The following is a 13,929-nucleotide window of genomic DNA, read 5'->3' as shown; positions in this document are numbered from 1 at the left end:
TCCCTCCAGTAACGGGCTGGCGCGTTTATACTCTTTCCAAAATTCGACCCCAATGCGTATCCGGTCATTCCACTTGCTCCATGATCTGTTCGACGGTCTCCCAGTGCTGGCGGGCGCGGTCGGTCGGGAGGTACACCGCGCCGTAGTCACCGCCCTGCTTGCGTAGCACGTCGTTGTCGCACAGCACGTCGAGGTGGTGCCGCACGGTGGTGTAGTCGAGTTCCAGCGCCTCCGCGAGCTTGTTGGCGTTCCGCGGCCGCTCATCGAGGGTCCGCAGGATCCGGACTCGGTTCTCACCTCCCCGAGTCCCGGTCAACACGTACCACAGAACGCCGTCCATCGTTCATTCATCACGTCGACTACCGAAGTAAGTCCACCGAACCGTGCGGGTGCGGTTTCGACGTCCGCCCGGGGTCGCGGCAACCGCGCGTGGGCGAGAGACCGCGACGACGTCGTCTACGACGCGAGCCCGATCGTCTCGCGGTAGGCCCCGTAGTGCGTCTCGAACACGTCCATGATCTCGCCCATCGTGGCGTACGTCTTCACCGCGTCGACGACGGACGGCATCACGTTCTCGTCGTTCTCGATGGCCGCATCGAGCGACGCAAGCGCCTCCTCGACGGCGCCGTCGTCGCGCTCCTCCTTCACCTCGGCGAGCCGCGCCAGCTGTCGGTCCTGCACCTCCTCGTCGACGTGGAGCAGGTCGGGCTCGGGGTCGTCTTCGACGGTGTACTTGTTCACGCCGACGACGACCTCCTCGCCGTCATCCACGCGTTCTTGGTACTCGTAGCTCGCCTCCTGGATCTCGCGGTGGAAGTAGCCCTGCTCGATCCCCTCGAGGACGCCGTCTCGCACCGAGCCGTCGCCCATCTCCTTCAGCTCCTCCAAGTACGCCATCGTCTTCTCTTCGACCTCGTCGGTGAGGCTCTCGACCATGAACGAACCTGCGAGCGGATCTACGGAGTCTGCCGCCCCAGACTCATCGGCGATGATCTGCTGGGTCCGCAGCGCCACGCGGACCGCCTGCTCGGAGGGCAACGCGAGCGCCTCGTCGAAGGAGTTCGTGTGGAGGCTCTGCGTCCCGCCCAGGACACCCGCGAGCGCCTGAATCGTCACGCGGACAATGTTGTTCAGCGGCTGCTGAGCGGTGAGCGACTGCCCCGCGGTCTGCGTGTGGAACTTCAACCGCTTCGAGGCCTCGTCCTCGGCGCCGTACCACTCGTCCATGATCCGGGCGTAGATGCGCCTGCCGGCGCGGAACTTGGCGACCTCCTCGAAGATGGAGTTGTGGGAGTTGAAGAAGAAGGACAACTGCGGCGCCACGTCGTCCACGTCGAGCCCGCGCTCGGCGGCGTCCTCGACGTACGCGAAGCCGTCGGCGAGCGTGAACGCCAGCTCCTGTATCGCCGTCGAGCCCGCCTCGCGGATGTGGTACCCCGACACCGAGATGGGGTAGATGCCGGGCGTCTCGTCGATCGCGAACTCGACGGTGTCGGTGACGAGATCGAGAGAGGGCTCGGGGGGGATCACCCACTCTTTCTGCGCGATGAACTCCTTGAGCATGTCGTTCTGGAAGGTGCCGCGAAGTTCCTCACGCGGGACCCCCTTCTCGTCGGCGAGCGCCACGTACATCGCGAAGATCACCGGCGCGCTGGGGTTGATCGTGAACGAGGTCGACACCTCGCCGATGTCGATGCCGTCGAAGAGGATCTCCATGTCGCGGAGGGTGTCGACGGCGACGCCTTCCTTGCCGACTTCCCCGTCGGAAAGGGGGTCGTCGGAGTCCTTACCCATCAGGCTGGGCATGTCGAACGCCGTCGAGAGGCCGGTCTGACCGTTCTCGATGAGGTAGTGGAACCGCTCGTTCGTCTCCTCGGCGGTGCCGAAGCCGGCGAACTGACGCATCGTCCACGTCTGTCCGCGGTACATCGTCGGGTACGGTCCGCGCGTGTACGGCTCCTCGCCGGGGAAGCCGATGTCCTCCTCGAAGTCGATATCGGCGACATCCTCGGGCGTGTACAGGTCGTCGATCTCGAGGTTCGAGACGGTCGCGAATCGCTCGTTGCGCTCGCCATGTGCGTCCAGAACGGGGTCACGGGTCTCCTCCTCCCACTCCTCGCGGGACGCTCGTATCTCCGCGAGGTCTTCGTCGTCGTACATGCTCGCAACAACTGCCGGAAGGACCATTAACGATTCGGATGGCGGGGATCTTCGCGAATCAGGCGTGGACTGGTCGGCACCGGGCGAAACACGAAACACCACGGCGCCCCAAACGTCGCTGACTGACTGTGCAGGAGTACCAGCGCAAACAGCTCCTCGAACGCGTCAACAAGGAGAGCGCGACCATCGGCGCGGACATCCCCGACCGCATCGACGTGCAGGGCGAGGAGATTGACCTGCGGACGTTCGTCTTCGAGATCAAACGCCGGGAAACCGTCCCCGAGGGCGAGCGCGAGCGCGTCGAGCAGGCGAAGCGGAACCTCCGCCGCGAGCGCCTCGAACGCCTCGAACGGATCGAAGAGAACCGTGTCGACTTCGAGACCGGCGAAGAGATCGCGACGGCGATCATCGGCATCGACCGCGCGCTCGACGCCCTCGACACCCTCCGTCCCGCGGACGTCGAAACGGAGGCGAGAAAACAGGAGACGATGGATCAGAAGCGCTGGATGAGCTTCCTCAAGAAAGCGCTCGGGCAGGAGGACGCCAGCGGCAGCAAGCGCGGCGGGTACTGATCCCCGTCGCATTCGCGGGTGCGGTCGCAACCGCCCCGACAGCGACGGCGACGACGGCCACCTCCGGCCCCTCGTTCTAAGTCCACGCCTCACCCACGAACACGCATATGCGAAACGCCGAGGTCGCCGGCCTGCTGGAGGAGTTCGCGGACCTGCTGGAGGCGCAGGGCGTCGAGTACAAACCGAACGCCTACCGCCGCGCCGCCGAGAACATCCGCGATCACCCGCGCGCGATCGAGGACCGCGCGATCGAGGGCGGCGCCGACGCCGTCGCCGAGATCGACCGCGTCGGCGACGCGATCGCCTCGAAGGTCGTCGAATATTTCGACACCGGCGAGATCGAGGAACTGGAGGAGCTTCGCGACGACCTTCCCGTCGACATGGCCGCGCTGACGCGTGTCGAGGGCGTCGGTCCGAAGACGGTCGGCGCGCTGTACGAGGAACTCGATGTCACCACCCTCGACGAGTTGGAGGCGGCCGCCGAAGCGGGACGGATCCGGGAGGTCAAGGGGTTCGGTGCGAAGACCGAACAGAACATCCTCGACAACATCGAGTTCGCCAGAGAGGCAGGCCAGCGACAGCGCCTCGGCGACGCGCGCCCGCTCGCGGAGGCGGCGATCGGTCACCTCGACCACGAGGCGATCGTCGAGCGCATCGACGTGGCGGGGTCGATCCGGCGGTGGAGGGACACCATCGGCGACGTGGACGTGCTCGTCGCGAGCGACGACGGCGAGGCGGTCGTCGACCTGTTCACCGACTGGTCCGCCGTAGACGACGTGATCGAGGCTGGCGAACAGAAGGCGAGCGTCCGCGTCGACGGGATCCGCGTGGACCTCCGCGTCGTCGTCCCCGGGGAGTTCGGAGCCGCGCTCCAGTACTTCACCGGCTCAAAGGCGCACAACGTCACCCTTCGCAACCTCGCGATCGACCGCGGGCTGAAGCTGAACGAGTACGGCGTGTTCGACGTCTCCGAGCTCCGCTCGGACGGCCAGTCGGGCGCGGACGCGTCCGACGACGCGGGCGGAGTCGAAGCCTCGGGGTCGGGTCAGCGCGTCGGCGAGCGCCTCGGCGGCGCCGAGGAGTCGGAGATGTACGGCGCACTCGATCTGCCGGTGATTCCCCCCGAGTTGCGCGAGGACACCGGCGAGATCCAAGCCGCGCTCGACGGCGACCTCCCTGACCTGCTCACACGGGGCGAGATCCGCGGCGACCTCCACACGCACACCGAGTGGTCCGACGGCGGCAATACGATCGCCGAGATGGTGCAGGCGGCGGCCGACCGAGGCTACGACTACCACTGCATCACCGATCACGGTGCGGGACCGGGCGTGTTCGGCGACGCCGGGCTCAGCGACGCCGAGGTGCGCGAACAGGTCGACGAGGTCGCCGGCGTCCGTGACGACGCCGAAATCGACGTGTTCCACGGCCTCGAGGCGAATATCGACGCCGACGGCGACGTGACCACGAGCGACGACCTGCTCGCGGCGCTCGACATCGTGATCGCCTCTCCCCACGCCGCGTTAGGCCAGGACGAGGCGACCGACCGGTTGATCCGCGCGGTCGAACACCCGCACGTCGATATCCTCGGCCACCCCACCGGCCGGCTGATCAACCGACGCCCCGGGCTGGACGTTGACTTCGAGCGCCTCGCCGAGGCCGCCGCGGCGGCCGAGACAGCGCTGGAAGTCAACGCGAATCCGGCCCGCCTGGACTGCAACGGCGACGCCGTCCGGGCCGCCGTCGAGGCCGGCGCGGCGATCGCCGTGAACACCGACGCCCACTCCCCCTCCGAACTCGACAACGTCCGTTACGGCGTCTACACCGCCCGGCGAGGATGGGCCGAAACCGCGGACGTGGTCAACGCGCGCGACGCTGACGGGCTTCGCGCATTCCTGGAGTGACCGACGCGGGACCGCTGTGGCGGTGTTGCAAGCGTGGTCAGCACTTCGGATGGGAAGCACGGTGACGAGGCGAGCGAACCGCTCGAAGATCAAAACACCGACGACGAACGGACGGAAGCGACAGAGGAGTGCAGAAGCGCTCGGCGCCAGTCAGCGCGGGCTCCACTCGTCGCAGGCCTCCATGTCTTCCATCAAGTCGTCGTGGAGGCCGCAGTACGGCTGCATTCCCTGATCGGTGCGGACGTACTGGAAGTGCCCGCACGAGCCGCAGTAGGAGTCGCCGGGCGACTGCGAGTGCGCCGGTTCCCGCTCAGGTTCTGACGGCGACTGAGCCGCAGAGCGCTCGGCGTCGGGACCGACTCGGTCGATCCCCGGCGCCGATTCGGCCTGTTGGTGCTCCGAGAGCGAGGTGATATCGGACGACGACGCCCCGCCGTCGCTCGCGGCGCCCGCGGTCGTAGTCGTGGTCGGTCCGGGTCCGCGACTGGACCCCGAACCCCGCCCGGCGCCCGATCCGTCGGCGGTCGACGACGACTGACCCGCGCGGCCGCCGTTCTGTTTGAACTCGGGCCGGTTCGTCTGCGTCTCGACGTTCCCGTCGGGAGTGGTGCCGAGCAGGCCGACGCCGCCGACGCGGTCGGTGGTTCCCTTTGCGCCGCGGAGTTCCTCGGCAGTCGACTTCGGCACCTCGATCACCTTCGTCTCGCCCTCGCGAGTGATCTCCAGGGTCACCGTCCCGCCGGGATTGTTTCGCGCCTTGAAGTTCGCGACGCCGGTGAATAGACACCAGAACGTCGTGAACGCCCCCAAGAAGTACACGCCGGCGGTCGGGAGCGTGAGATCGGCGTACTCCCCGACACATCGCGCACCCGACCAGTGGCACGGGTACGCGTGGGCGAACAGCGCCACGCCGAGGACGGCGACGCCCGCGCCGACGACCGCGGCCGCGCGCGTTCGCCGACTCGTCGGCATCACCGCCAACACGCCGAGGAACGTCGCAGGGAGGCCGAGTCCGGCGAGGATCCCCGCAGTCTCGCGAGCCTGTCCGAGGTCCCAGCCGAGGACGCCAGTCGTCAGGTCCGTGGCCGCGATGACGATACTGACGACGACGAGGAGCGCGCCAAGCGAGAACGACCCCACGCCGAGGTACAGCCGCCGGAGGCTGGCGTACTCGCCGACTTGCCCCTCGTACACCTCGGCGAGGCTGCTCATACACGAATGTTATACCATCTTCACTTAAAACGGTACGTCAGACATCGGCATGACGCGCGTCCGCACCCGCGGGCGGCGCTACCGCGCTTGGGAGCGACAACGCCCCCTCGAGTGCACGCCCCGAGAGACGAGTCGCAGCGGCGCTCCGAAAGCATTAGGCGGGCCCTGGGCGAACCCGGGGACATGGCTGACGACGACGAACCCGAAGAGGAGGAGCCCGCCGTCGAGCTCGGCGAGGGTCCGGCGATCGAGGGCGCACCGCTAGCGCGCGTCGCCTCGCGGCTCACGTGGCCCCAAGAGCGATCGAAAGTGCTCGACAAAGAGGGCGACGCGATCATCCGAACACCGGACGGCCCGCGCGAGCTCTCCGACGTGCTGAGCGAAGTCGACGTCACGTACTTCGACCGCCGGCAGACGTTCGTCGACGCCGTCGAAGACGTGACCGGCCGCGGCCCCGTCCAGACAGCCGAGTAACCACGCGGCTGCGCCGTCGCGTCCCGCCTGGATCGACAGACGGCGGACGGGCACGGCGCACGCACTGGCGCCAGTTTTTCCACCGGTCGAGCCGAACCGAGAGTCGTGACTCTACCAATCGACCCAGCGGCGGTCAAGGCCGGAGACATCGGAGAGAAGCGCGCGACGCTCGAGATGGAACACGATGAGGCGATCGAGCACGTCCGCGAGGTGTTCACCGAGAACGGCTTCGGGATCCCCGTCGAGTTCTCCGTCTCGGACATGCTCAACGAGAAGGTCGACGCCGGCCGCGACCCCTACTACGTGCTCGGCGCGTGCAACCCGTCGGTCGCCGACCGCGCGCTCGAGGCGACCGATAATCGGCTCGGCGCGCTCATGCCGTGCAACGTCGTTGTATGGCAGGAGGAACCGGGTGTGCAGACCGTATATCACGTCTCGATCATGCGGATCGCGCGGCTGCTCGGGATCGACGCCGATAGCGAGGCGATGGAAGCGATCATCGGCGAAACCGGCGAACTGGTCGAAGCCGCCTACGCCGATCTCGACTCGTCGTAATCGTCCTCGGCGGTGGCGTCCCCGACGGTGGCATCGCTACTGTCACCGGCGTCGTTTCGCTGTCCCGTTGCGGGGTCGGTCCCCACTTCTGGGTCCTGATCCTCGCGGAGTTCCGCGAGCTCTCGGCGGGTCTCGGCGAGATCCCGTTCGAGTGTCGCGACGCGGTCGTCGTCGACGCGACCGTCCCCCCGGTCCGCGCCCCCGAAGAGCTTGAGTCCGCCCACGCCGAGAACGAGCACCAACACGGCGGTTCCCCCGAAGAGTAACAGGAGAATCAGGAGGATGATCAGCAGCTCTGGACCGCCCGGAACGCCGCCGAACAGTGGGACCATGCCGAAGCTGTCGCTCCGCGAGAACGTAACAGTGTGGTGTATTGTGACGAAACCGGTACGGTGTGGGCCGCGCCGCGGTGATCGGTTTCGATCCGCCGCTCCAGATCGTCGGCGACTACCGGATGAAGTCCGCCAGACTCGACTGGAGGCCCGCGATCATCGTCGACTTCTTCCGAAGCCGGGCCAGCGAAACCGGGAGCTGCTCGCTCACGCCGCGAACGGCGTCCTCGAACGTCTCCGCCTCTCCGTGTTCGCCCTCGAAAGCGTTGCGGACGCTCTCGCGCACCTGCCAGACGCCGACCGGGCCCCAGTAGTCGTCCGAGACGTGCCGGATGACGAGCACCTTCCCCTGCCGGCCGCGCTCGGAGAGGTGTTCCAGCACGCCGAATCGCGAGGCGTAGTACGCGCCCGCGGTCTCGTCGACGTACCGCGTCCGCCCCTCGCGGTTCTCGTGTGCCGACGAGAGGAACGTGTCCCCCCCGGGGTCGGGGTGCCAGATGCTCCCCGGCGACTTGATCTCGACCAGTTCGAACTCCCAGTCGCCGGGCGCCAGGATCACCCAAAACGCGTTGCCGAGGTACTCGTTGCGCCACACCTGTACGGTGTCGACGCTCCGCCGGTCACGGATCGTCCCTCGGAGGTACTTCCCGATCGTGTCGTCGACGGCGGTGATGGACCACCGCGTGGGCACGAGCCGTCGCTGGTCACCCCGGCCGAGCGCGCCCGCCGAGAGCACGGTGTTGATGTCGTACACGTCGAATCCACGGCGATAGAGGTAGTTCATCGCACCCTCCGCGCGCCAGTCGTCGTCCTCCAGCGTCTTCTTGACCGGCCTGGGGACGTGGGGGTTCTCGCCGAGGTCCGCGTCGGCGGCCCGGGCGCGCGGACCGGTCGGCGTCGCCACGTCGTCGGCGGTCACGTCGAAATCGAGGTTCGGCCCGTCGTCGAGGAACACCTCCACGTCGACCGGCCGGTCGGCGATGGCGACCTCGCGCTGAACGCCGAGGAAGCCGTCCCACGCGTCGTGGACGGAGCCAGCGTCGCGGGCGTCGACGCCCTGCGTGGAGTTCAACAGCGAGGTGCGCCGCTCGAAGACGTCCGAGATTGAGACGCCCTCTTCGTACCACGCGCCGCTCGTCTCGTACTTCGCCGCCTCGCCTTCTTGGCCCACGGGCGAGAGGAGGCCCGTCGAGAGATTCGGGTAGTTCGACGAGCCGACGAAGATCGACGGCGAGACCGAACCGAACACCGAGTCGCCGCCGGTCGCCTCGTCGAAGCGGTGCTGGAACGACTCGAGGTGGTCCATCAGCTCGTAGGACTTCTCCTGGGCGAGCCGCCGGCGCTCGGCTCGCTCGTTCTCCTCGAACTCGACGTAGTCGTCCAGCTTCACGGTCGGTTCGGCGTAGCCGCTCCGCGGACATGAACGTTCCCCGCGCGGTTGGCGGCGTCGACAGCCGCGACGCTCGGAAGTTGGCTGACAGGCAGTCGGTGCCTCGCCGGTGGCTTCCCGACCCCCGAGAGAAAACGGCCGACGACGCGACACGCGACGGATGACTGCACGCGCGCACGGCTCCCGCCGTACGCATCGAGGCCGCCGTTCTGTCGACCTCGAACCCGATGTTGACCGTCGCGCGGCTGAAGTCAGGTCATGCCGGGCGTGGTTCCGCTATCCGACAAAGATGTTCGCGACCCCGCGAAAGCGAGAACTGGAGAAATCGCTTTCGAGTCCGTGTCCGCCTACCCGTGGATGCCCATCGCTTCGATCTGTTCTTGATAGCGGTTGCGGATGGTGACTTCGGTGACCTGGGCGACGTCGGCGACCTCGCGTTGGGTCTTTTTCTCGTTACACAGCAGCGACGCGGCGTAGATGGCGGCCGCGGCGAATCCCGTCGGCGACTTCCCCGACAGCAGTCCCTGCTCGGCGGTCGTCTCGATGATCTCGTTGGCCTTCGATTTGACCTCCTCGCTGAGTTCGAGTTCGGAGCTGAACCGCGGAACGTACTGCTTGGGGTCGACCGGCTTCATCTCCAGGCCGAGCTCCTGCGAGACGTAGCGGTAGGTCCGACCGATCTCCTTGCGCTCGACCCGCGAGACTTCCGATATCTCCTCCAACGACCGAGGAATGCCTTCCTTGCGACACGCCGCATACAGTGTCGCGGTGGCGACGCCTTCGATGGAGCGGCCGCGGATGAGGTCTTCTTTGAGCGCGCGGCGGTAGATGACGGAGGCGACCTCGCGGACCGAGCGAGGGACGCCCAGCGCGCTGGCCATGCGGTCGATTTCAGAGAGGGCGAACTGGAGGTTGCGTTCGCCCGCGTCTTTCGTGCGGATGCGCTCCTGCCACTTGCGCAGGCGGTGCATCTGCGAGCGCTTCTCCGAGGACAGCGAGCGGCCGTAGGCGTCCTTATCCTTCCAGTCGATCGTGGTGGTCAGGCCCTTGTCGTGCATCGTCTCGGTCACGGGCGCGCCCACCCGCGACTTCGACTGCCGCTCGGAGTGATTGAACGCCCGCCACTCCGGCCCCCGATCGACGTGATCCTCCTCGACGATCAGCCCCGTCGGTTCGTGCATCAGCTCGCCGTCCGCCGTGCGCACGAGGTCCTCCTCGTCGAACTCCTCGGGATCGATCTCGTCGCCCGTGTCCTCCTGCTCTGCCTCGTCGGTCGTTGATTCGTCGCCGCGCTCGTCCCCGGTCCACTGTCGTCGCTCGCGTTCGTCCCGCTGCCGGGTTGGCCCTGTCATCGTGTTTACAAGGTGTCGGTGTGGAGACTGTTAAGGGTTCGTGCCGATGGCAACGCTTTCTCCGCGTCGGCTGCCACCGTCTGGTATGCCGGTCATCGACTGCGACCCCGAGGCGGCCCGCGAGCGGGTGACGGACGCGGGCCTCGAGGTGGTCGCGGGCAACACAGACCACGAACGCTGGCGCGCCGAGCGCGACGGCGCCGTCGCGGTGGCGTACGACGACAAGGTCGTCGTCCAGGGTGGCGATCCGCAGCGGCTCGCGGCGCTCGTCCGCGAGGGCGGCGGGCGGGGGCACGTCTACTTCGACGGCGCCTCTCGGGGGAATCCCGGGCCGGCGGCCATCGGCTGGGCGATCGTCACGGGCGACGGCATCGTCGCCGAGGGCAACGATCGGATCGCAGACACGACCAACAACAAAGCCGAGTACGAGGCGCTGATCCGGGCGCTGGAGGCGGCTGCCGACTACGGACTTGACGAGGCGGACGTGCGCGGCGACTCCCAGTTGATCGTGAAGCAGATCCGCGGCGAGTGGAACGTGAACGACCCCGGGTTGCGCGAGAAGCGGGTTCGGGGACTGGAACTGCTGGAGCGGTTCGACCGCTGGAGCATCGAGCACGTGCCGAGGGAGATAAACCAGCGCGCCGACGAGTTGGCGAACGAGGCGTTCGAGGGCTGAGATGGAACCCACAGAGGACACCACCGACGCGACGGGAGTGGTATCGACCGACGACGAATCCGACAGCGCGTCCGGCGGAACCGCGGCAGACGGGGACGAATGGGACGAGGAACTCCCCGAACGAGCTGTCGACGCAGCCGAGCGACTCACCCGGCTGGCCCGTGAGGCTGTCGACGACGCGGAAGCCGACGCCTACCGCGCCGATCGCGCCGAGCGGCTCGCCGAGCACGACTTCACCGCCCGCGTCCGCGACGAGGACGACACGCTCGTGTGTTACCCCGAGGAGTGGATCGAGGACGGGACGGTCCAGATCGACCGGATCGATGACACCGATCGCGCCGTCGAGGTGTCGCTGTCCGGGCCTGGCGACCCCGACGACTGGGCCGAAATCGAGGAGCATAACGCGGCGCTCGTGGACGCAGTCGCCGAGGCGCACAGCGAGATCCACGCCGCGAACGCGCGGGCGTTCGCCGACTTCATGGGGAACCACTACGCGCGGCCGATGGACTCGGCCACCGAGGCGGAGCTATCGGAGTTCCTCGACGAGTACTTCCCACGCAACGCGTGGCCCTCCGAAGAACAGCGCGACGCCGTGCGGGCGTCGCTGCGGTACGTCTTCGAGGCCGCGGACGAACGGACTCCCTTGTGAGTTCGTCTGGGCGGTGACGCGCCGCAGGGTCGTTCGTACCGGGGTCGATTCTGGTCGATCTGAGTGCGGCGATTACGCGTCGAGTGCGTCGTCGACGAGCGTGCGAACGTCGCCCGCGCGCGAGTCGTCGGTAACGTACTTGCCGACGACCCAGTTCAGGCGGTCGAGCACGGCCTTGCGGCCCGTCTCGGTCAGCTCGTACTGGTTCGTCCGCTTGTCGAGTTCGCTCTTTTCCACCAGGTCGAGTTCGACGAGGTCGTCCAAGTTGGGGTACAGTCGCCCGTGGTTGACCTCGGCGTCGTAGTAGTTCTCGAGTTCGCGCTTGATCGCGAGCCCGTACATCGCCTCCTCAGAGAGGATGACGAGGATGTTCTGCTGGAACGCGGTGAGATCCCGCGCAATGTCGACCACTTCCGTTTTCGATTGTGCCTCTGACATGGTCAGCCGATGAAAGGTCACGAGTGTATTTAATTGTTACCAACCAGACGAGAAATTCGGCACGTAGAAGGACTGAGGCGCGGCTATTCGGACGATCCGTGGTTGACTCCCCCCACGTTGCCAACCGCCCAGTTACCGAGAAGACGGGTGGCAAACATAAGTACTCTTCCGTCTATATTCGGGTGGTCGGACGCACGTCTTCTCGAGGGAGTATCTCGGCGGGTCTGTGCGCACTAATGGGACTCACACCGCCGTCGACGGGGACGGCTGTCCGACGTTGTCATCGCGTGCCGAAAGGCCTTTGCTCGCGTTGGCGGAACCGTCGTGCGCATGACGAACCTCTGGGAAGACCTCGAGACGGGGCCCGACGCCCCCGAGGAGATCTACGCCGTCGTGGAGTGCTTGAAGGGTGAGCGAAACAAGTACGAGTACGACAAGGACATTCCGGGCGTGATGCTCGATCGCGTCCTCCACTCGAACGTTCACTACCCCTCTGACTACGGGTTCATCCCGCAGTCGTACTACGACGACGAGGACCCCTTCGACGTGCTAGTGCTCGTCGAGGACCAGACGTTCCCCGGCTGCGTCATCGAGGCCCGCCCGGTCGCGCTCATGAAGATGGACGACGACGGTGAGCAGGACGACAAGGTCATCGCCGTCCCGAGCGAGGACCCGCGCTACGATCACATCGAGGACCTGGAGGACATCCCCCAGCAGCAGATCGACGAAATCGACGAGTTCTTCCAGACCTACAAGAACCTCGAGGAGGGCAAGGAGGTCGAAACCCTGGGTTGGGAGGACAAGCAGGCCGCGATGGACGCTATCGAGCACGCCCAGGACCTCTACGACGAGCAGTTCGCGTAAACCGGACCGGTCCACGAGGGTCCTCGTTCCCGCGACCGCCACCGCACCGTTGGCTCACCGCGACTGAGACCAATTAGCCGTGGGCATCCCCGCCGCGTCGGGGGATAAGTTATGAGCATGGGTAATTATTAGTGCGAGCACCGGCAAGTGTCGACCGAGCATGGCCGCGAAACAACCCGCCGTCGGCATCGACCACGTGACCGTCGTCCCGACGAACGCCGCCCGCGACGACGAGCGAACGACAGCCGACGGCGACGATCGAACGAGCGACGACGAGGGGGAAGCCGCCGAGCGCGCCGTCGACCGCGACGATACGTGACGGGAGCGGCTTGCCGACGGCGAGCGGTCCCGTCGACAACGGCTCACGAGTGTGCGCTCGCGCTCCCGAGAGGGGCAGACATATACCCGGCCCGAGGCTAGGGCGGGTAATGGCGAAGTGCGCGGAGTGCGGCGAGTACGAGAACCTCCCGTACCAGTGCAGACGCTGCGGCCAGACGTTCTGTGCGGAACATCGTCTCCCCGAGAACCACGACTGCCCGGGACTCAGCGAGTGGAACGACCCCGGCGGGGTGTTCGACTCCGGGTTCGACGACGGGGTCGAAGACGGCGACTCCGGCGGCGTCGGCTCGCGGGTGAAATCCAGGATCGACCGGGAGACGGGCACCGGCGGGATCATGGGCGCGTTCCGGGGCAACATGACGTACGTGTTCCTCGCGCTGATGTGGGTCACATTCGCCGCCCAGTGGGCGGTGATCCTCACCGGCGGTCCGTGGCGCGACATCTTCGTGCTCAGCGAGACCGCCCTGCTGCAGGGGTACGTCTGGACGATCGTGACCTCGATCTTCTCGCACTCCCCGACCGTCTTCTTCCACATCGCGGGCAACTCGATCGCGCTGTACTTCTTCGGCCCGCTGGTCGAGCGGTACCTCGGGTCGAAGCGCTTCACGGCGATGTTCCTCGTGACCGGCGCGGTCGCCGGGCTCTCGCAGATCGGCGTGGGCGCGCTGCTGGGAGCGGCACCGTCCGGCGGCGTTCTCGGGGCCTCGGGCGCGATCATGGCCGTGATGGGCTTCCTCTCGGTGGTGAACCCGAACCTCAAGGTGATGCTGCTCATCCCGCCGATCCCGCTGAAGATCCGGACGATCACGCTGCTGTACGCCGGCTTCTCGCTGTTCGGCGTCGTCTCCAGCGGAAGCATCCTCGGCGGCGCCGGCGGCATCGCCCACGCCGCTCACCTCTCGGGGCTGGTGATCGGCGTCCTCTACGCGAACGTCGCCGACAGCCGACGCAGCGTCCCCAACCAGATCGGCAGCGGCGGGGGCGGGCTCGGCGGCGGCCGGCGGCGGTTCTGACC

16 protein-coding genes are annotated in these 13,929 nt (G+C 67.0%); 9 read left to right on the top strand and 7 right to left on the bottom strand.

Translation table 11 applies throughout. From position 1 onward, the window contains the following. Positions 1–64 precede the first annotated feature (64 nt). Together P0Y41_RS10325 and P0Y41_RS10320 are read right to left on the bottom strand one after the other, a co-directional pair. Positions 65–340 carry a winged helix-turn-helix domain-containing protein gene (locus tag P0Y41_RS10325; protein ID WP_284061263.1) on the bottom strand — a complete coding sequence of 92 codons (276 nt, stop codon included), beginning with the start codon at positions 338–340 and terminating at the stop codon, positions 65–67. A gap of 116 nt (positions 341–456) precedes the next feature. Then, positions 457–2,160, bottom strand: a complete 1,704-nt coding sequence (locus P0Y41_RS10320; protein WP_284061262.1) for an acyl-CoA mutase large subunit family protein — start codon at positions 2,158–2,160, stop codon at positions 457–459. Between the two features lie 128 nt (positions 2,161–2,288). On the opposite strand from P0Y41_RS10320, the gene P0Y41_RS10315 reads away from it, so the two are divergent. Continuing rightward, positions 2,289–2,732: a DUF5788 family protein gene (locus tag P0Y41_RS10315; RefSeq protein WP_284061261.1), complete on the top strand. Its 444-nt coding sequence runs from the start codon at positions 2,289–2,291 to the stop codon at positions 2,730–2,732. Between the two features lie 107 nt (positions 2,733–2,839). Next, entirely contained in the window at positions 2,840–4,633 is a 1,794-nt protein-coding gene (locus tag P0Y41_RS10310) for a DNA polymerase/3'-5' exonuclease PolX (protein WP_284061260.1), read from the top strand. Positions 4,634–4,783: 150 nt separating this feature from the next. Here the strand turns inward: P0Y41_RS10310 and P0Y41_RS10305 are convergent, their stop codons facing one another. Next, on the bottom strand, positions 4,784–5,845 hold the full coding sequence (locus P0Y41_RS10305) for a cell division protein CdpA domain-containing protein (protein WP_284061259.1): 1,062 nt from the start codon (positions 5,843–5,845) through the stop codon (positions 4,784–4,786). Positions 5,846–6,028: 183 nt separating this feature from the next. Here P0Y41_RS10305 and P0Y41_RS10300 point away from each other — a divergent pair, with 183 nt between their 5' ends. Both P0Y41_RS10300 and P0Y41_RS10295 read left to right on the top strand, forming a co-directional pair. Then, the gene (locus P0Y41_RS10300; protein ID WP_284061258.1) at positions 6,029–6,319 is read left to right on the top strand and encodes a DUF5789 family protein; all 291 of its coding nucleotides are present in this window, start codon (positions 6,029–6,031) and stop codon (positions 6,317–6,319) included. A 105-nt stretch (positions 6,320–6,424) separates the two neighbouring features. Further along, complete coding sequence (locus P0Y41_RS10295; protein WP_284061257.1) at positions 6,425–6,874, top strand: DUF302 domain-containing protein; 450 nt, start codon at positions 6,425–6,427, stop codon at positions 6,872–6,874. On the opposite strand, the gene P0Y41_RS10290 is transcribed toward P0Y41_RS10295, so the two are convergent. From P0Y41_RS10290 to P0Y41_RS10280, 3 genes are all read right to left on the bottom strand, one after another. Next, the gene (locus tag P0Y41_RS10290; protein ID WP_284061256.1) at positions 6,850–7,206 is read right to left on the bottom strand and encodes a twin-arginine translocase TatA/TatE family subunit; all 357 of its coding nucleotides are present in this window, start codon (positions 7,204–7,206) and stop codon (positions 6,850–6,852) included. The two genes, P0Y41_RS10295 and P0Y41_RS10290, sit on opposite strands and share 25 nt — an antisense overlap. A gap of 115 nt (positions 7,207–7,321) precedes the next feature. Further along, positions 7,322–8,596: a DNA repair protein NreA gene (gene nreA, locus P0Y41_RS10285; protein ID WP_284061255.1), complete on the bottom strand. Its 1,275-nt coding sequence runs from the start codon at positions 8,594–8,596 to the stop codon at positions 7,322–7,324. Between the two features lie 347 nt (positions 8,597–8,943). Then, positions 8,944–9,948, bottom strand: coding sequence for a transcription initiation factor IIB (locus tag P0Y41_RS10280; protein WP_284061254.1), 1,005 nt, complete (start codon positions 9,946–9,948; stop codon positions 8,944–8,946). Positions 9,949–10,033: 85 nt separating this feature from the next. On the opposite strand from P0Y41_RS10280, the gene rnhA reads away from it, so the two are divergent. Together rnhA and P0Y41_RS10270 are read left to right on the top strand one after the other, a co-directional pair. Then, a complete protein-coding gene (gene rnhA / locus P0Y41_RS10275) occupies positions 10,034–10,624 on the top strand; it encodes a ribonuclease HI (protein ID WP_284061253.1) in 591 nt (196 codons plus the stop codon). Between the two features lies 1 nt (position 10,625). Then, the gene (locus P0Y41_RS10270; protein ID WP_284061252.1) at positions 10,626–11,273 is read left to right on the top strand and encodes a DUF7108 family protein; all 648 of its coding nucleotides are present in this window, start codon (positions 10,626–10,628) and stop codon (positions 11,271–11,273) included. 72 nt (positions 11,274–11,345) lie between these two features. On the opposite strand, the gene P0Y41_RS10265 is transcribed toward P0Y41_RS10270, so the two are convergent. After that, complete coding sequence (locus tag P0Y41_RS10265; RefSeq protein WP_284061251.1) at positions 11,346–11,711, bottom strand: PadR family transcriptional regulator; 366 nt, start codon at positions 11,709–11,711, stop codon at positions 11,346–11,348. A gap of 330 nt (positions 11,712–12,041) precedes the next feature. Between P0Y41_RS10265 and P0Y41_RS10260 the strand changes: the two genes are divergently transcribed. The 3 genes from P0Y41_RS10260 (at position 12,042) to P0Y41_RS10250 (ending at position 13,927) form a co-directional block, all read left to right on the top strand. Next, a complete protein-coding gene (locus P0Y41_RS10260) occupies positions 12,042–12,575 on the top strand; it encodes an inorganic diphosphatase (protein ID WP_284061250.1) in 534 nt (177 codons plus the stop codon). Positions 12,576–12,735: 160 nt separating this feature from the next. After that, the gene (locus P0Y41_RS10255; RefSeq protein ID WP_284061249.1) at positions 12,736–12,894 is read left to right on the top strand and encodes a hypothetical protein; all 159 of its coding nucleotides are present in this window, start codon (positions 12,736–12,738) and stop codon (positions 12,892–12,894) included. A gap of 109 nt (positions 12,895–13,003) precedes the next feature. After that, complete coding sequence (locus tag P0Y41_RS10250) at positions 13,004–13,927, top strand: rhomboid family intramembrane serine protease (RefSeq protein WP_284061248.1); 924 nt, start codon at positions 13,004–13,006, stop codon at positions 13,925–13,927. Positions 13,928–13,929: the final 2 nt, after the last annotated feature.

The sequence above is a fragment of the Halobaculum halobium genome, assembly GCF_030127145.1.
In the GTDB taxonomy this organism is placed as follows: Archaea; Halobacteriota; Halobacteria; order Halobacteriales; family Haloferacaceae; genus Halobaculum; species Halobaculum halobium.
This window is presented reverse-complemented; position numbering and strand designations above follow the sequence as displayed.